Annotated in this window: 23 protein-coding genes; 7 read left to right on the top strand and 16 right to left on the bottom strand. The window is 45.2% G+C overall.

The window, feature by feature from the left end; genetic code table 11:
• The first annotated feature begins 26 nt into the window (after nt 1–26).
• Both istA and istB read left to right on the top strand, forming a co-directional pair.
• The gene (istA, locus tag BW952_RS00585; protein ID WP_045851107.1) at nt 27–1,454 is read left to right on the top strand and encodes an IS21 family transposase; all 1,428 of its coding nucleotides are present in this window, start codon (nt 27–29) and stop codon (nt 1,452–1,454) included.
• Entirely contained in the window at nt 1,455–2,189 is a 735-nt protein-coding gene (gene istB, locus BW952_RS00580) for an IS21-like element helper ATPase IstB (RefSeq protein WP_045851108.1), read from the top strand.
• Here the strand turns inward: istB and BW952_RS19180 are convergent.
• The 6 genes from BW952_RS19180 to BW952_RS00555 all read right to left on the bottom strand — a co-directional run bounded on the left by BW952_RS19180 (nt 2,153) and on the right by BW952_RS00555 (nt 5,811).
• The gene (locus tag BW952_RS19180; RefSeq protein ID WP_139325401.1) at nt 2,153–2,347 is read right to left on the bottom strand and encodes a hypothetical protein; all 195 of its coding nucleotides are present in this window, start codon (nt 2,345–2,347) and stop codon (nt 2,153–2,155) included. The genes istB and BW952_RS19180 overlap by 37 nt on opposite strands.
• Nucleotides 2,348–2,457: 110 nt before the next feature.
• Nucleotides 2,458–3,087 carry a metal-dependent hydrolase gene (locus BW952_RS00575; protein WP_045851109.1) on the bottom strand — a complete coding sequence of 210 codons (630 nt, stop codon included), beginning with the start codon at nt 3,085–3,087 and terminating at the stop codon, nt 2,458–2,460.
• Between the two features lie 62 nt (nt 3,088–3,149).
• On the bottom strand, nt 3,150–3,449 hold the full coding sequence (locus BW952_RS00570) for a hypothetical protein (protein ID WP_052698463.1): 300 nt from the start codon (nt 3,447–3,449) through the stop codon (nt 3,150–3,152).
• A gap of 283 nt (nt 3,450–3,732) precedes the next feature.
• Nucleotides 3,733–4,152, bottom strand: coding sequence for an arsenate reductase (thioredoxin) (gene arsC, locus BW952_RS00565; RefSeq protein ID WP_045851110.1), 420 nt, complete (start codon nt 4,150–4,152; stop codon nt 3,733–3,735).
• Nucleotides 4,153–4,167: 15 nt separating this feature from the next.
• Nucleotides 4,168–5,466 carry an arsenic transporter gene (locus tag BW952_RS00560; protein WP_045851111.1) on the bottom strand — a complete coding sequence of 433 codons (1,299 nt, stop codon included), beginning with the start codon at nt 5,464–5,466 and terminating at the stop codon, nt 4,168–4,170.
• A gap of 15 nt (nt 5,467–5,481) precedes the next feature.
• Nucleotides 5,482–5,811 carry an ArsR/SmtB family transcription factor gene (locus BW952_RS00555; RefSeq protein ID WP_045851147.1) on the bottom strand — a complete coding sequence of 110 codons (330 nt, stop codon included), beginning with the start codon at nt 5,809–5,811 and terminating at the stop codon, nt 5,482–5,484.
• Between the two features lie 205 nt (nt 5,812–6,016).
• Here BW952_RS00555 and BW952_RS00550 point away from each other — a divergent pair, with 205 nt between their 5' ends.
• The 3 genes from BW952_RS00550 to sdaAB are packed head-to-tail and all read left to right on the top strand — an operon-like array spanning nt 6,017 to nt 8,065.
• Entirely contained in the window at nt 6,017–6,475 is a 459-nt protein-coding gene (locus BW952_RS00550) for an Lrp/AsnC family transcriptional regulator (protein ID WP_045851112.1), read from the top strand.
• Between the two features lie 30 nt (nt 6,476–6,505).
• Complete coding sequence (sdaAA, locus tag BW952_RS19275; RefSeq protein WP_045851113.1) at nt 6,506–7,390, top strand: L-serine ammonia-lyase, iron-sulfur-dependent, subunit alpha; 885 nt, start codon at nt 6,506–6,508, stop codon at nt 7,388–7,390.
• A gap of 6 nt (nt 7,391–7,396) precedes the next feature.
• On the top strand, nt 7,397–8,065 hold the full coding sequence (gene sdaAB / locus BW952_RS19270) for an L-serine ammonia-lyase, iron-sulfur-dependent subunit beta (RefSeq protein ID WP_045851114.1): 669 nt from the start codon (nt 7,397–7,399) through the stop codon (nt 8,063–8,065).
• Nucleotides 8,066–8,110: 45 nt separating this feature from the next.
• Here the strand turns inward: sdaAB and BW952_RS00540 are convergent, their stop codons facing one another.
• From BW952_RS00540 to BW952_RS00525, 4 genes are all read right to left on the bottom strand, one after another.
• Nucleotides 8,111–8,461 carry a hypothetical protein gene (locus BW952_RS00540; RefSeq protein WP_045851115.1) on the bottom strand — a complete coding sequence of 117 codons (351 nt, stop codon included), beginning with the start codon at nt 8,459–8,461 and terminating at the stop codon, nt 8,111–8,113.
• 209 nt (nt 8,462–8,670) lie between these two features.
• Entirely contained in the window at nt 8,671–8,871 is a 201-nt protein-coding gene (gene cspD / locus BW952_RS00535; RefSeq protein ID WP_045851116.1) for a cold-shock protein CspD, read from the bottom strand.
• 147 nt (nt 8,872–9,018) lie between these two features.
• Nucleotides 9,019–9,501, bottom strand: coding sequence for a hypothetical protein (locus BW952_RS00530; RefSeq protein WP_045851117.1), 483 nt, complete (start codon nt 9,499–9,501; stop codon nt 9,019–9,021).
• 60 nt (nt 9,502–9,561) lie between these two features.
• Entirely contained in the window at nt 9,562–10,932 is a 1,371-nt protein-coding gene (locus BW952_RS00525; RefSeq protein ID WP_045851118.1) for an aldehyde dehydrogenase, read from the bottom strand.
• Nucleotides 10,933–11,047: 115 nt separating this feature from the next.
• On the opposite strand from BW952_RS00525, the gene BW952_RS00520 reads away from it, so the two are divergent.
• Complete coding sequence (locus BW952_RS00520) at nt 11,048–11,644, top strand: YitT family protein (protein ID WP_231581399.1); 597 nt, start codon at nt 11,048–11,050, stop codon at nt 11,642–11,644.
• A gap of 18 nt (nt 11,645–11,662) precedes the next feature.
• On the opposite strand, the gene BW952_RS00515 is transcribed toward BW952_RS00520, so the two are convergent.
• Nucleotides 11,663–12,700, bottom strand: a complete 1,038-nt coding sequence (locus BW952_RS00515; RefSeq protein WP_045851119.1) for a metal ABC transporter solute-binding protein, Zn/Mn family — start codon at nt 12,698–12,700, stop codon at nt 11,663–11,665.
• A 135-nt stretch (nt 12,701–12,835) separates the two neighbouring features.
• On the bottom strand, nt 12,836–13,579 hold the full coding sequence (gene map / locus BW952_RS00510; RefSeq protein ID WP_045851120.1) for a type I methionyl aminopeptidase: 744 nt from the start codon (nt 13,577–13,579) through the stop codon (nt 12,836–12,838).
• A gap of 156 nt (nt 13,580–13,735) precedes the next feature.
• On the opposite strand from map, the gene BW952_RS00505 reads away from it, so the two are divergent.
• Nucleotides 13,736–14,359 (top strand): HAD hydrolase-like protein, encoded by a 624-nt coding sequence (locus tag BW952_RS00505; RefSeq protein ID WP_045851121.1) that lies wholly within the window; start codon nt 13,736–13,738, stop codon nt 14,357–14,359.
• A 24-nt stretch (nt 14,360–14,383) separates the two neighbouring features.
• On the opposite strand, the gene BW952_RS00500 is transcribed toward BW952_RS00505, so the two are convergent.
• The 4 genes from BW952_RS00500 to BW952_RS19740 form a co-directional block, all read right to left on the bottom strand.
• Nucleotides 14,384–15,580: an MFS transporter gene (locus BW952_RS00500; RefSeq protein ID WP_045851122.1), complete on the bottom strand. Its 1,197-nt coding sequence runs from the start codon at nt 15,578–15,580 to the stop codon at nt 14,384–14,386.
• 18 nt (nt 15,581–15,598) lie between these two features.
• Nucleotides 15,599–16,471: a TetR/AcrR family transcriptional regulator gene (locus BW952_RS00495; protein WP_045851123.1), complete on the bottom strand. Its 873-nt coding sequence runs from the start codon at nt 16,469–16,471 to the stop codon at nt 15,599–15,601.
• A gap of 140 nt (nt 16,472–16,611) precedes the next feature.
• Nucleotides 16,612–16,992, bottom strand: a complete 381-nt coding sequence (mscL, locus tag BW952_RS00490) for a large conductance mechanosensitive channel protein MscL (protein ID WP_045851124.1) — start codon at nt 16,990–16,992, stop codon at nt 16,612–16,614.
• Nucleotides 16,993–17,068: 76 nt separating this feature from the next.
• Nucleotides 17,069–17,200, bottom strand: coding sequence for a hypothetical protein (locus BW952_RS19740; RefSeq protein WP_269430735.1), 132 nt, complete (start codon nt 17,198–17,200; stop codon nt 17,069–17,071).
• Between the last annotated feature and the right edge of the window lie 164 nt (nt 17,201–17,364).

Below are 17,364 nucleotides of genomic sequence, written 5' to 3'. Positions count from 1 at the left end.
CTAATAACGGTTGGAGGTAAGAAAGGATGCTAGCAATGTCCGATATTCATTGTATCAAAAACTTACGGAATGAAAAAGGGATGTCGATCAATAAGATTGCAACCACACTTGGGATCGACTGGAGGTCAGCTAAGAAGTATGCCGATGGTGACCTTCCGGACACAACAATCATCAAGAAGAAAAACGGCATGATGTATAAAGAGAAATGGGGAACGATTATTTCTGACTGGCTGCTGGAGGATGGAAGAGAAAAGAAAAAACAGCGTCGGACAAATAAGCAGTTATTCCAAGAACTACAATCACATGGCTTCGATGGTTCTTACCGGACTGTGTGCAATTTCATTGCCGAGTGGCGGGCAACACATAGTGAAGAATTGCCGGACAAAGGAACAGAAAGGCTGTCACACCCGGAAGGGGAGGCCCAGCTCGATTTCGGGGTTATGGAGGCTGTTGAAGAAGGGCAACTGCGTGACATTCACTTGTTAATCTTGTCCTTTCCTGCCAGCAACACGGCTTTTTATGAGCCTCTTCCTTCGGAAAATCAAGAGTGCTTGTTGGAAGGCATGAAAAAGCTCTTTAGGAAAGCAGGTGGCGTGCCGAGAGCAATACGAATTGATAACATGACAACAGCCGTCAAAGCAACGAGAAGCAAAACAGAAGAAGCTGCTTTGACAGATGAATTCCTTCGGTTTCAGCTTCATTATGGATTTCATACGCAAGTATGCAATGTGGCTAAAGGAAATGAAAAAGGGCATGTCGAAGGGAAAGTTGGATATGTGCGCTATACCCTTTTCAGTGTGCCCCCTGTGATCGGAAGCCTAGAAGACTTATCAAAAATGCTTGATGAATTTTCCGCATCAGATCAGCAGCGTCTACATTATGAAAAAGAAGTAGACATCAAAACGCTTTGGAAACAAGAGGGCGCGACATTACTGGCTTTCCCTGAAAATGATTTTACAGCGAGAAAAGAAAAAATGGTCAAGCCGAATCCTTACAACGAAATAAAAATCGATAATGTCCTCGTTCATGTGCCGAAAGCAAAAAATCATGTTCAGTTGTTCTTGGTCCTAACCTGGAACGAATACAAAGTAGTCACACGCGACAGTGAAGTCATTTCCTCGGGCCTACGCCCCTATATGAACAAACGACGTGCACTTCCTTGGAAAGAAGTGTTACACGGGTGGATGGAGAAGCCACGAGTTGTCGAGTATTCAAGGTATCGAAGATATTTACCTGGCCGTCTCAATGATTATTTAACGATTAGTTCCCTGCCTGTTCGAAGAGAGCGCATTTCTTTCATACTCTCTTTGATTTCAACACATTCGATGCAAGAGATCAATGACCGCTTTTATGAGTTGGCCTCAGAGTATCAGCATTCGGAGAATGAAAAAGATCATCCGTATGATGTTAATTGGGGACAATATGATCAACTGACACGACAGGGGGACCTGTAAATGAATGAGCAGGATTTACGTACAATCTGTAAAAGCCTCCGGCTCGCCTATGTCGCAGATATTTTTAGTAGCATTGAGGTGGAAGCTGAAAAGCCCGAGCAGTATTTGAAACAAGTATTGCTTAAAGAACTGGAACTTCGCGAAACAGCCAGAATTGAACGCAACTTAAAAAAAGCACGTTTTCTTGAAGAAAAACATCTGGAAACCTACCAGTGGAACCATGCCATTCGGCTCCCTGAAACAACCAATCGCTCAGCACTTGAAGAATTAGAATTCATTAAAAATCGCCAGAACCTTGTGTTGGTTGGCGCACCTGGGACCGGTAAAACCCATTTGGCATCGGCATTAGGGCACCGCGCTTGCGAGAAAGGGTATGAGGTTCGCTTCTATCGTGTGGCCCATCTGGTTGAAGAGTTAGAAGCTGCCTATCGGAACGGCCGCATCACTGCTTACCGGAAAAAGTTTGAATCTGTGGACCTGTTAATTTTAGACGAAATGGGCTATGTTCCATTCAGCAAAGAAGGAGCAGAGATTTTATTCCAGCTCATTACCGATTTTTATGAGCAAAAGAGTTTAATCGTTACATCGAACCTGGAATTTAGTCAATGGAATCGGATTTTTTCAGACAGTCGATTAACAGCCGCACTGGTGGATCGCCTGATCCACCACGCTCATGTCATAAGCTACGTCGGTGAAAGTTACCGGCTGACGAATGCCCTGTCACGAACAAAATAATTGGAAATTTCAATCGGTGACTGACTATGTAAAAAACTTTGCATTTTTATGCATATTTTTCTTGCAAAACACACGCCGGGTGCTGCTGAACGTTTCTTGAGTTTTGTATCCACTTTTACGCTGTCAATACCAATACTTGAGAAAAAATCTTTCCACATAGACGACATCCTCCTTAAGTCTTTTTATTTTCATTGCCTGTTTTCTTATGTTTAATCTTCTTTTTTAAATAAAATTTCAATTTGAATTTTGCACATAGTGTAATTATAAATTAAAACTCCTTTTTCCAAATGGGATAAAAGAACTTAGTGCCTTTTTTATTCACTGGAAGCATTTTCATATCTGCCACTAAGTGGGAAACGTAGCTTAATACTAAAACAGCCAGCAAGCCTGGAACTGGATAAGCTCGTGCAATTTCAACAGCGACCAGGTAAAAAAACAGGATGCCGATAATGGAATGCGTCCACGTTCGATGAGAAACAAGTGAAGAAAATAAAATAAACAACCCTGCATACAGGACCCATGTTTCATTTATATACCAACCTGCATACATGACCAGAAGACCTGTTAAAAAAAGCATCATGCGCTGCTTAATAAACAGTCTCGGCAGCAGAAGAAGACCGAGGCTGATCATAAAGCCCGTCGCCTGCTTAAGGCCAAACAGCATAAAGTAGCTGTAAAGAGCAAGAAGCAACCCTGCCGCAGTGAAAAATAAAATAAGCCATTTTTTTTCGACGGTTATTTTGTTCGCAAGCTTGCCGTTTACATCTAAATCCGGAACCAATGCCGCAACCGCGCCCACGCAGGCAAACAAAGCGGTTTCAATCGGTGCAGACTGCAGCCAGACGGCGGTTCCAACGCCGGTTGCAGCACCGATAACCGCATGAGAGGAACCTTTCAACTTCCTTCACCCTTTCTTTACAAAAAAAACCGCCTTTTAGGAGGCAGCTTTTATCCTATTATTTATGATTCAATAACGTTTAACATCCAATCCTGCACGGCTTCAATGTGTTCAGCGGAAATTTCCATTTCACATAAAACGGTTCCTTTGCCAATGATCTTTAACACCGGAACAATCGCTGGCTTTTTAGGATTGTATGAATACACGACGGTATCAATGTGCTTAAGTGGAATTCGCGTATGGGTCACCATTCCCGTGCTTTTCAAGTACCCATCCTCAACCTTCACGCTGTTTTTTTTCCAGCAGTAGGAAGATTCTGTAATTTCAGCTTCTGCTTGTCCATCTGTAAATATTGTCATCATAGTTGATAACCCCTTTTTTGTTCGACGTACCTACTACAAAATAACAGCTTCTCTGTCATTTGTAAACAACGAAATCATTATAAGTTAACATAATATTTTTATCGTTCTCTTAAAAACCAAAAGAGGGTGGGACTTAACAATGTGATTGGCACTTGAATCCGAATGATCCAGCAGTTGAAAGCCTAGATTTTTCTTTTTTCTTGGAAAAGCACATACAGCCGAACGATACAATGATCGTCCGGCTTTCGCTTCTATCTAGAACCTTTTGTATTTTCTACAGTGCTTATTCGCCTGTTTTCGCAAATCGTTCAATCCGTTCACCGATTTCGTCACGAACACGCTGGAAAACCGACCACTTTTCTTCGTCTGTTCCTTGCGCTTTTGCCGGATCATCAAAGCCCCAATGCTCTCGACGGACAGCTGGCGGCGTCATCGGGCATTTATCTGCTGCATCTCCGCATAACGTCACAGCCAGCGCAGCGCTGTTTAAAATGGCCGGGTCAATCATATCCGATGTTTGTCCGGAAATATCGATACCTATTTCCTTCATTGCTTTAACCGCGTTTGGATTTAGGCCGTGTGCTTCAATGCCCGCGCTTTTTACGATCCACTCATCACCTAAATGTTTTTTCGCCCAGCCTTCCGCCATCTGGCTCCGGCATGAGTTTCCTGTGCATAAAAAATAAATGGTTTTTTTCGTCATTATGTCAAACTCCTTTTATGAGATAATAAGCAGCCATATATACAAGCCGAGCAATGTAATAAACAGCGTCGGAATGGTCAAAATAATGCCTGTTTTAAAATATGTCCCCCACGAAATGGTCACGCCTTTTAAGCGTAACACGTGGAGCCACAGGAGCGTAGCCAGTGAACCGATTGGTGTGATTTTCGGTCCTAAATCCGATCCAATGACGTTCGCATAAATAAGGGCTTCCCGAATGGTGCCCGTTGTATTTGTATCAGCAATGGCCAGCGCATCGATCATCACAGTCGGCATATTGTTCATGACCGAGGACAGGATCGCTGCGATAAAGCCCATGCCGATCGTCGCAGCAAATAAGCCTTGATCGGATACAGCTTGGATCACATCAGTTAAAACAGCTGTCAATCCGGCATTTCGCAGCCCATATACGACAACGTACATGCCAATCGAGAAAAACACAATCGCCCAAGGTGCGCCTTTGACGACCGCTTTCGTCCGTACAGCCGGGCTTTTACGCGCCATGGCCAAAAAGAACAGAGCAACTATACCGGCGATAATAGATACCGGAATGCCGAGTGGCTCGCTCGTAAAATAGCCGATCAAGAGAACCGCTAGAACATACCAGGACAAATAAAACATCTTCAAGTCCTTAATTGCTTCCGCAGGCTCCTTTAAAGCAGATACGCTGTAATTTTTCGGAATGCTCTTCCGGAAAAACAAGTACAGCACGAGGATGCTTGCGCCTAATGCGAAAAAGTTCGGGACAATCATACGTGAGGCATATTCGATAAACCCGATCCCGAAAAAGTCCGCTGAGACAATATTGACGAGGTTGCTGACAACGAGTGGCAGCGATGTTGTATCGGCGATAAAACCGCTCGCCATAATAAACGGAAAAATCATTTTTTCTTCAAACTTCAAATGACGAACCATTGCCAGTACAATCGGCGTTAAAATAAGAGCTGCCCCGTCATTTGCAAAAAGCGCCGCCACAACCGCCCCGAGCAAAATGACATACACAAACATTCTCACGCCATTTCCACCGGCTGCTCTGGCCATATGTAAGGCTGCCCATTCAAAAAAGCCAATTTCATCTAAAATAAGCGAAATTAAAATAAGGGCGACAAACGTCAGTGTCGCATTCCAAACAATTGAAGTCACGTCGATTACATCACCAAAATCAACGACTCCAACAAGCAGTGCAACGGCAGCCCCGGCGCAGGCCGACCAGCCAATCGACAACCCTCTCGGCTGCCAGATAACGAAAAAAAGTGTCACGAAAAAAATAAGTGCTGCTGCTACAACTGAAAACAATGGATGACCCCTCTCCTACTCACACGAAATGCGCAAGCCTTGCTTTTCTAAATTCGTTAACCGTTCGTTTTGATCCGGGAAGTGATTCAATACGTCTTCGACAAACGGCGCGTACTCATGATCCCGTCTGATGGAATAAAAGATCCACTGCCCGCGCCGTGTTTCCTGCACAAGCCCCGCATCCTTCAGCTTTCGTAAATGCTGGCTGATGGCTGGCTGGCTCGCCTCAAATATAGCCGTAAACTCACATACACAGCATTCATGTGACTGAAGCAGCTTCATCATCGTTAAACGGGTTTTATCACCGAGCAGCTTCAAGAGCAATGCTGATTTTTGAATATCCATTGCCGGTTTAGTCTCCAAACTTAATCCCTCCTGTTCGAAAATGATTATATAACGATATGATTATATACGCAACTCTAATTTCTGCTTGAGCTTTTCTTTCTTATATAATGAATGAATAAGATTTTTTTATTAATAAATAAACTTAATTGACTTTATAAAACAAAATTATATAATAAAATAAACTATTTAAATTAGGTGATAACGAATGGATTCATTGGATTACAAAATAATAAGTTCTTTGGTGGACAACGGCCGTTCCACCTGGTCTGAGCTGGCTTCGAACCTTCAAATGTCAGCTCCAGCTATCGCTGACCGGGTTCGAAGATTAGAAGAGCAAGGGATCATAAAAGGCTACTCCGCTTTGCTTGATTCTGAAACGCTCGGCTACGGCATGACCGCATTTATTTCCATCTCAATCGACCGCATGGAGCACCGCGCGCTGTTTTTAGCGAAAGTGGCCGAGCTGGCAGAAGTGCAGGAATGCCATCATGCCGCTGGAGAAGACGATTATCTCCTAAAGGTACGCTGCCGCGGAACAAAGGATTTAGACCGGATCATCAGTGAGGAATTAAGACAGCTGCCCGGCGTGTTTAAAACGCGAACGACCATCATACTCAGCACTGTTAAAGAAACGCACAACATTCCATTGACAGAGTCAGACTAATTTATTTTTTGAAGAAAGGAAGTCATCGCTATGGCTTTTACTCATTTACATGAATTAATAGCACTTGCTGAAAACCAGCATATATCGATTGGACAAGTGATGCTGAAGATCGAGCAGGAGCAGACAGGACGGTCCGAAGAAGAAATATTAGCTCAAATGGAAGCACAGTTCAAGGTAATGGAGGAAGCGGTGCGCAAAGGAACCGAGCAACCTATTATGTCCCGGAGCGGATTAACAGGCGGCGATGCGTTTCGGCTGAATGAATACATTAAAAACGGACAATCGTTTATCCATCCGGGCACCCTTCAGACGATGGCCTATGCTCTTTCTGTTTCAGAAGTGAATGCGGGAATGGGCCGAATTGTTGCGACACCGACAGCGGGCTCCGCCGGCATTCTTCCGAGCGTGCTCGTTTATGCATTGGAAAGCGGCCGCTACAGCCGCGATGCGATCATTTTATCGATGATGACCGCAGCAGCGCTTGGACTGGTCATCGCAAACTCCGCATCTATTTCCGGCGCCGCTGGAGGCTGCCAGGCTGAGATCGGCTCGGCTACGGCGATGGCGGCCGGCACCCTTGTGGAAATTGGCGGGGGCACACCTGAACAGGTCGGCCATGCCGTTGGACTTGCATTAAAAAATTCGCTGGGGCTTGTCTGTGATCCGGTTGGAGGCCTTGTGGAGATTCCTTGTATTATTCGGAATGGACTTCACTCGATGACGGCACTAGCAGCCGCTGACATGGCGCTTGCCGGTGTAAAAAGTGTCATCCCACCCGATGAAGTTGTCCGTGTGATGCATGAAGTAGGAACCGAAATGCCTGCTTCCCTCCGCGAAACAGGGATCGGCGGACTGGCGGGAACACCAACCGGAAAAGCGCTGCGGGAGCAGATTTTCAATAAAGGCAAGGGGTGAACGGCGATGAAGTACACGAGTGCTTTTGAAATTATTGGTCCGATTATGGTAGGCCCTTCAAGCTCTCACACAGCCGGTGCCGTTCGCATTGGCTCGATGGCGCGTCAGCTTTTAGGTGAACAGCCGATACAAGTGACATTTCAGCTGATAGGCTCGTTTGCGGAGACGTATCAGGGGCACGGAACAGACCTGGCGCTGCTTGCCGGCATACTGGGCATGACAACAGACAGTTCTGACGTTCCCAACGCGGATAAAGCAGCGATGGATCAAGGCGTTGCCTACACCTTCACAAAAGGCAGCGCCGGCACCCATCACCCGAATACGGTACTCATTCTGGCAGAGGGAGCCACTCGCTCTGTCAAGCTTTTAGCCAGTTCCCTCGGAGGGGGCAAAGCAGAGGTACAGGAGCTCGATGATTTTCCTGTCACCTTTACAGGAGAGAAACCAACGCTTATTTTTTCTCACACCGACGAAAAAGGCTTTTTAGCAGCGGTCTCCCGCATCCTCAACCAAAACGGGTACAACATTGCGCGCCTGGCTCTTGAACGGAAGAAAAAAGGCGGTTCCGCGATGACGATTTGTGAAGTCGATGAAATCGTTCGGCAAGAAGTCGTCCAGGAACTCAAACACACCATGCCCGGCTTACAAGAAATCCGCTTTGTTCAAACTGTTTAACCAATACAAAAAAAGTGCATCCTGGGCAGATGCACTTTTTTACCGTTAAATAACTTTCGCTTTTATAAACACACTTGGATTTTGCGCCTTGACAGACTTAACCAGCCGGCCCGGGTTTCGCAAAATAAAGAAATACGATACGTTTGAACGTGTGTAAACCGCAACCCGCTCTTTTTTCACGTACGGTCTGATAATATATTTTTGAAAAAAAGATGCATCTTCCTTTTTTTGATCCATCTCGAATACTTCTACAATGTCATTCATCGGGATGGCGGTTTCAGAGTCACCCGCTTTCACAACGAGCACGCCTTCTTCTACTTTATAGCTGGATAATACACGAACCCCTACGAACAAACCGACAACAACGGCAATCAATGCAGCTGCAATATAAAACATTCTCATCCTCCTGATCGTTCTTCATTCAACCTTCACTTATTTTACTCGTTTTAAAGAAAAAAACACCCGATTTTCGGTGTAAAATAAAACATTTTTGTGACAAGATGAGTTTTTTCTATTGACAGCGGTTGCAAAGTATGGGTTTTCAAAAAAGAAGCAAATGAAAACAGGTGAAGCGTCAGCTCCACCTGTTATGGTTTTAATCAGAATTAGTGTTTTTCAACGTTAGCAGCTTGTGGGCCACGTGGTCCTTCAACCACTTCAAATGTTACGCTTTGGCCTTCTTCAAGTGATTTGTAGCCTTCACCTTGAATAGCTGAGAAATGAACGAATACATCGTCCTGTCCTTCAACTTCGATGAAACCGAAGCCTTTTTCTGCATTAAACCATTTTACTTTACCTTCTAGCATGTTATGTCCTCCTCGCGCTAATGCGCAAATCATTTCTTGCTGTTTGCTGCTATTTCAAGATGAAGCACGTCGTGTGATTCCGATTGAAACGAGCGAACAACTGCTTTTACTATATCATCTTTTTTTTTGCGGTGCAACCGCAATCTTTCAATTTTTCTCCATTTGAAGCGTCCTTGCCAGGTGGACGAGATGCGCTGGAATATCCCATTTAATCGTGTGATCCGGGTAGATCCACATGCGGATAATATCCAGTTTATCCAGTCCCGTTTCAAGCTTTGAAACGACCCATTTCATCCGGTCAAGACCGGGATTCGCCATAATAAAAAAGCTTGGATTTTCCGCTTCGCCTTGTACACGAATCAGCTTTTCAATCTGGTCTCCTGCATTGCCGCGCAGTTGTGTATTATCATATACCATGCCTTCCTGCTGCCTTTTTCCGCGGGAGCCTTTGCACTTTATATACGCCGTCCACACTTCTTTTTCAGCGACAAGGTCGTGGCCTCCGGCTGCTGCTTCCAGCTGGACCGACCAGCCGTTTTGGATAAAGTATCGCTCGACCTCCTCCATTACATCTTCCTGTGTTAACACAAATTCATCTGGTATTTTCAACCGGTCAAGACTGATTGGCACACTGGTTCCCTCCCGTTCTTCTTTTTCTATACATTCCACTTCATCAGGCAATATCCCTGCCTATTTTAATACTTTACGGACAATATCGACTCGCTCTTTATAAGGAGGATACAAAAAATCAGCAGGAAGCGACGCCTGTTTTCGCATAATGCTTTTTTTATGAGAAAACAAATCGAAGCTTGCTTTTCCGTGATAGGCGTTCATTCCGGATGTGCCGACCCCGCCAAAGGGAAGGTGGGGACTGGAAACATGAACGAGTGTGTCGTTAATGCTCGCTCCTCCAAACGGAATGGACGAAATCACTTTTTCTTCAACGGACAGCTCTTTTGTAAAGACGTATAAAGCAAGCGGTGTTGGCTGCTTTTTCACTTTTTTAATCGCCTCATCCAGTTCATTATACGTTAAAACAGGCAAAATAGGCCCGAAGATTTCTTCTTCCATTAAGGCGTCATCCCATTCTGCCTCTACGATCGTCGGAGCGACAAACAAATCAGACCGATCCGTTTTGCCTCCATACAATATAGATCCTTTTGTCCGGTCTAGCATATCCTGTAGACGGTCAAACTGGCGCTCATTCACGATCCGCCCAAAGTCAGGGCTTTTTTGCGGCTCGCTCCCGTAAAAATCAAACGCAGCCAAAGTTAACTCCTTTATAAACAACTCTTTCACATTTTGATGAACGAGCACGTAATCAGGCGCAATGCACGTTTGTCCAGCATTTGTTAATTTACCCCAGGCAATTCGCCGGGCGGCTTGTTTAACGTCTGCGGCATAGTCGACAAACGCAGGACTTTTTCCACCGAGTTCAAGTGTCACTGGAATTAACTGCTTGGCCGCTTCTCCCATGACCACTTTTGCTGTCGGAGCGCTTCCTGTGAAGAAAATGTAATTAAATGGTGCGGCGAGCAAGTCACTGACTACTTCTTTTCCGCCTTCCTGGACACCGATAAAAGCAGGGTCAAAGGTTTGTTCAATCAGCTTTTTTACTAAAGAAGACGTTTGGGGAGTACTTTCGGACGGCTTGACAACAGCCGTATTGCCCGCTGCGATGGCGCCGATAAGCGGTTCGATCACAAGCTGAAATGGGTAGTTAAACGGACCGATAATAAGAACGCTTCCGTATGGCTCCGGAACAATAAAGCTTTGGGCCGGCTGCTGGTGAATCGGCGTCGGCACTTTTTCAGCCGCCGCCCAATCAGGCAAATGCCGTGTCATAAACCGGATGCTTTCATAAATAAAGCCGATCTCGGTTGTATACGCTTCAAATTTGCTTTTTCTTAAATCCTTATACAGCGCTTCAATGATTTGATCCTCAGCGCCTTTTATGGCTTGCTTTAATTTTGCTAGCTGCTCCATACGCCATTCAACGTTTCGTGTTTTTCCGGAATCAAAAAAGGCCTTTTGTGCATCCATCATATCCTTCACGTTCATTCGTATCAGCTCCACTCTCTTTCCTTCAGTTTAACAGCCCCTCTGTAGACCGTCAAAAATGTCCCCTTTAATTTCCACGTGAAATACGATATGATGGCAGACAGAGGTGACGTTCGTGAAAGGATTGTTTTGGACGGCCGGTGCCGGCATTCAGGCAGCGGCGATGTCAATTTTTTTATTCCCGCATGCGATTTCATCCGGTGGTGCGGCCGGCATCAGCATTATGATGAACCACTTGTTTCATACGCCTTACGCGGCATCTATCTGGGGCGTGAACGCCATCATGATTGTGCTGGCGGTTCGCTGGCTCGGCTTTAGAACAGCCGTCGGAACGCTGTATTGTGTCTCAATCGCTGCAGCAGTGATTCACTGGCTCACTCCCTACTTCGAGGAGCCTCCTGGTACGATCTGGACAGACCTTCCAGTCGGAGCAGCGCTGTTCGGCATCGGTCTTGGCCTTTTGTTTAAATATGGTGCGTCTTCAGGCGGAATGGATATCGCCGCGCTTATTTTGTCGAAGTGGCGCAATTGGCCGCCGGGGCGTTCGCTTTTCTACATTAATACCGCCATTTTAATTGCAACAGGGCTTGTTGTAGATGTGAAAACCATTTTATATGCCATCATCTGCCAATGGATCGCTTCTCAGGTGATTGACTTTGTGCAAACCGTTTCGTTCGATGCCATACGCAAAAAGCCGCTTCCAAAGCAGTAATGCTGGAAGCGGCTTTTCTTATTCGTTCATTGCTGTTTGAAGTGTTTGAATGTTTTCACGCATGATCGACATATAATCGGCATCCGCTTCTATATCCTCTTCCGTTAACGTGGCCAGGTTATGCAGGCGGAGGGCCTCAGCGCCAATTTCCTTTTGAACGACTTCTGCAATTTTCGGTGTAACGTTCTGTTCAAACAAAACGTATCGAATACCATGCTCCGTTGCTGTATCAGCCAATTCCTTTAATTCCTTTTGAGACGGCTCATCCGTTGGCGACAATCCGGCCACGCTTAGCTGCTCAATTCCATAGGATGATTCCCAGTAGCCGTATGCCGCATGAGAAACGAGAATCTCTTTTTGGGCAGCTTGTTCTGCCATCGTGTGAAATTCTTCATCCAGCGCTTCTAGCTCTGTTTGAAGACGCTCGAAATTCTCATTGTAAAGAGCTTCCTCTTCTGGATTAAGTGCTGTTAGCTCTTCTTTCACTGCTTCTGCCATTTGTGCGGCCAGCAGCGGATCAATCCAAATGTGCGGATCTACTCCTCCGTGATCATGTCCGCCTTCTTCTTCTTCGGCATGTGCTTCTTCAGAATGCTCGTCTTCCGTATGCACTTCTTCTTCAGCGCGCTCTTCTTCTTCGGCATGCTCACTTTCTCCATGTTCTTCCTCATGGTTGTGGGCATCTTCAATTGATACCTGTTCGCCGATATTCACCGATTTGACATCTTCTGCTGAAAGCGTCTCGGTCACTTTTTCCGCAAACGGCTCAAGTCCTAAACCGTTATACAAAAACAAGTCGGCTCCGGCCAGATCAAGCATCGTCTGTGAAGTCGGCTCATACGTATGCTCATCCGCACCAGCAGGCAGCATGCTTTCCACTTCCACCGTTTCTCCGCCAATTTGCTCGGCAAAATATTGAAGTGGATAAATGGTTGTGTAAACCGTTACCGTTTCATCACCTGATCCTGTTGTTTCATTTGCCGTTTCTGCTTCTTCATTGCCGCATGCCGCAAGTGCCAGTGACAGACTTGCCAATGCGATTGTCCATTTTTTCACGTTTTCGTCCCCCAAAATTGATTGTGTCTATTATAATATAGTAATCATTCCGATTTGTAAACAGTAATAGTTCCGATTTGAAAAAACGCCCGCCATACGGCGAACGTTTTCCGAATCCATAATGAATCGAACAGCTTACTTTGTTAAAATAATCGGCTCGTCTCTTGTGACAACAATCGTATGCTCAATCTGGGCAACACGGCTGCCATCCGGTGTTTTAAATGTCCACCCGTCGCCTGATTCCTTGATCATATCCGCTTTTTCAGACACAAACGGTTCAAAGGCAATGACCATTCCGTCCTTCAACAAGGCGTTATCCCACGGATCAAAATAGTTTAAAATATGATCCGGCGCTTCATGAAGCGACTTGCCCACGCCATGGCCGGTTAAATTTTTGATCACGGAAAAGCCGTGGCGGCGCGCTTCATTGGCAACCGCTTTGCCAATCTGGTTTTGCTTTGTTCCTGCTTTTATTTTTAAGAGACCGCGCTCAAATGCCTGCTCCGCTGCTTCACACAGCTTGGATAGAACCGGCTCCCCTTCTCCTACAACAAACGAAATGCCCGTATCGGCAAAGTACCCTCCGCATGAGCCGGAAACGTCGATATTGACAAGATCTCCTTCTTGAATCACACGGCTGCCTGGAATTCCATGTGCAACCTCGTCATTTACACTAATGCATGTATAGCCAGGAAAGTCATATTCCCCTTTTGGTCCCGATACCGCTCCGTGCTCTTCGAATAGCCGGCCGCCCAGCTCATCGATTTCTTTCGTTGTCACGCCCGGCTTCGTAAAGGCACGCATTTCATCCCGAATGACAGCAACAATTTTGCCTATTTTTTTTAACGCGGTTAACTCTTCATCTGTTTTTACGATCATAAAATCCATTCCTTCGCTTTAAATTTTCCATTATTCATTATAGCAGAATGTTAAGTTTATGTTGAAATTAAGTATTTTCCATGTTTGAGCGGGCTTCGGGGTGATAAACTAATAGTATATGCGGACAATGCTGTCCCGATTGAAGGAGTGATGTATATGACTAAATGTGTCATATTTGATTTTGACGGCACCATTTCAGATTCCATTCAAATATTTATCAAGGCCTACAATCTTCTTGCTGAAAAGGAAGGCTATAACCAGGTTGCCCTCGAGGACCTCGAAGACTTGAAGAAAATGAGCATCCCGGAACGATGCCGCCATTTAAACTTCCCCATGCGCAGCATTCCGTTTGCTGCTCCGAAGCTTTACCGTTTTGTGCGTGAATCCAAAGCCGACCTTCCGCTTTTCCCCGGCATTAAACAAATGCTGGACGAATTAAACAGCCGTGGCATTCAGGTAGCTATTATCTCTTCAAACGCTTCAGATATTATCGAGCATTGCCTGAAGTCAAACGGTGTCGATTATGTTCACGACATTCTATCGTCCAAGTACATTTTCAGCAAGGATAAAATGATTAAAAAGCTGCTGAAGCAATACAATTACGGTCCATCCGATGTGTTTTATGTTGGGGACGAGCAGCGCGACATTGATGCGTGCAACAAAACAGGCTTGCGTGCTGTCTGGGCGTCGTGGGGATATGACCATGAATCGCTTATCTCTGGTGAAACGACAAAAGCAGCCGTTCCAGACGATATCGTTGATTTTGCTCTGAAAGCATAAAAAAAAGCGCCCCGGCGCTTTTTTTTAATGGACAGAGCTTGCTACTTGATGTCTTTTGCCGCGTGCCCAGCGGATGCAAATGAAAAGCGTCACGCCGATAATCACCGCACCGAACACGTAAGGAAGCCCCATGTTAATATCAAACAGTGTTCCAGCAAGCGCCGGGCCAATCATGTTCCCAATGCTCATATACGCATTGTTCATCCCGGCCGCAAAGCCTTGTTCATTGCCAGCCATTTTCGAAATGGTTGTGTTAATGGACGGACGAAGCAAGGAAGCGGCTGTGAAAAAGACCGCTGAAATAGCGAGAACCGAAACGAAGCCGGTCGCAAACAAAATGCCGACCATCGAAATGGCTGCCACAACGAGCATCGTATTCATAATGCGCACTTCACCAAACCGCTCAAGCACCCGGTTTAGCACAAACGCCTGCACAATAACACCAACTAGTCCTCCCGTCACCATCAAAATGGATATATCTGATGGGCTGAAGCCGAATTTCTCATCGGTAAACAAGCTGATCGTCGACTGATAATTGGATAAACCGAACGACAGCGTAAACATCATCACGAGCAAAATAAAGTAAGGCTTTTTAATAGACAGCGTCAGCTGCTTCAGCAAGGACTCGCGCTGTTTCGTTGCAGACTGTACCGCTTCCTTCACTGGCTCCTTCAGGAAGAAGATCGACAGCAGCGCCGCCAATGCCGCAACGGTTCCGGCAATGATAAAAGGAGCACGCAGCCCGAATGCGGCCAGAAAACCGCCTGCTCCCGGTCCGACGACAAAGCCGAATGACATCGCTGCACCGAGTCGACCCATTCCCTTTGCCCGTGTTTCAACTGTCGTAATATCTGCCACAAATGCCATAATCGACGGGATTAAAAAAGCGCCGCCAATGCCGCCAATCAGCCGTGACACGTATAAAAGCGCCAGGTGATTTGAAAACGCGAATAAAAACTGGGCTGACGAAAACAAAATTAAGCCGAAGACAATCGACTTTTTCCGGCCGTACCGGTCTGATAAATCCCCTGCCAGCGGTGAAAATAAAAATTGAGCAAATGCAAATGTTGCGATCAAAAAGCCGAATGTTTTTCCACCGGCGCCAAAGTCATGAATAATAGTTGGCATAATCGGAATCACCAATCCGATGCCAGTCATTACGATAAACATATTAAGCATTAAGATAAGAAGCGGAAACTGTTGTATGTTTTTTCTTGTCATGTAAATCCTTCTTTCAATTTATAAGTGGAGCGTTTCAGGCATTTTCATTACAGCCTGCTTTAATTCCTCTATCAGCGGCTGAAGCGCCGATTGTGTCGCTAAATTGGCCATCATTCCGTGCAAAACCGCTTGTCTCGGTTTTACCTCCAGCAATTCTTTTTCTAAAATCACAATGGAATCCAAAATCATATCAGACGCCTGTTCTTCAGCAGCGGCTTCTTTTACTTTTTTGATGAGATGCAGCGGATGAACGGCCCGGTCCTGCTGTTGAGCGTTTTCTTCCGATAAGTAAGACTGAAAAAAGGGAGCAGGCCTGGAAGCCAGCATCCAGTTCGCCGCCGCATCCATCTGGCTGAACAAATAACGGGCCAGCTGATCGAAATCCTGACGGGCTTCTTTTTCTGTAATCTCCCTCAAATAAGAAATCATAAACCCTTTTAATGACGCGGTTAAGTCGGCCGCATACGGGGCGATCTGATCACCGTAAATGGCGATAATGCCTTTTTCCGTCCGCTGCATTAAATACTGATTTTCCTGCCGAACGAACGTGTTTAGAGAAGGATCTTCAAGCCCTCTAATTTCCTTTAGCTGCATCATAAAAAACTCTTGAAATGCGCAATAATGACGCGTGCGAATGGCGACTTCTTGAATAAAATCATCTTTTGGATTGTTTGCGCCCTCTGTTGCAGCCGCAATCTGGTCGTGCAGCATTTGATAATAGTACGTGAAGATGTCGGCCAGCAGCTCTTCCTTTGATTTAAAGTGTGTGTAAAGAGAGCCTTTTGAAATGCCGCACACTTCCGCAATTTGCTGCATCGATGTTTGATGAAAGCTCGTCTTGGAAAACAGCTTCATCGCCGCCAGCAATATTGTTCGTTTCTTTTCATTCATTTCAATACACCAACCAAACAGTTCTCATTTTGACTACAGAGTCAATACTAACATAAACAAAAACGAAACGCACGAAAAATGTTTCGTTAGGCGAAATATAAGAAGTAAAAAAAGCCGGCTCAATGGCCGGTCTTTCGTTTTTACAATTTGTTCGATTTCAACAAGTCACGGATTTCTGTCAGCAGCTCTTCTTCCTTCGTTAAGGATGGCGGTGCTTCTTCGACCTTTTTCTCACGGTTATACACTTTGTTGAACAGCTTAATAAATAAGAAAATAGAAAAAGCGATAATAACGAAATCAATCACCGTTTGAATAAAGTTTCCGTACATGAGCTTGGCTTCTCCGAATGTAAACGATAAGCCGCTGAAATCAACGCCGCCAACCAGCAACCCGATCAATGGCGTAATGATATCCGCCACTAATGAAGAAACAATCTTGCCAAATGCGGCGCCTAGAATGACCCCGACAGCTAAATCAATGACATTGCCGCGCATCGCAAACTCTTTAAATTCCTTTAACATGCTTTCACCTCTTTTCATTCGTTACTTTCACTATATCACTAATTAAACAGCCGAAAACATCCATTTTTGGATTGGATTACGATTTGTTGCGTCCTTTCATACGGCGGTGCCAGTTTTGCTCAGATTTAAACAAACGAATGAACAGCGTAATGAAAAACAAGGGAACGGCGCAAATAAACAAATACAACAACCCGACCACCCACTGCATGCTTTCGCCTCCTTTTTTCCATTATAATGAATTCTTTGAATAAATTAAAGTAATTTGAATTTTGCACATTGTGTTTTTGTTATAAATATCTTCATACGAATAGAATATGGACTAGATATTGATGAATTCTTACTTAAAAATACGAAGAACTGGTGACAAAAACG

The organism is Domibacillus enclensis (assembly GCF_900156125.1).
Classification (GTDB): Bacteria; Bacillota; Bacilli; order Bacillales; family Domibacillaceae; genus Domibacillus; species Domibacillus enclensis.
The sequence above is the reverse complement of the archived record's forward strand: the minus strand, read 5'-3'. Positions and strand labels throughout refer to the sequence as shown.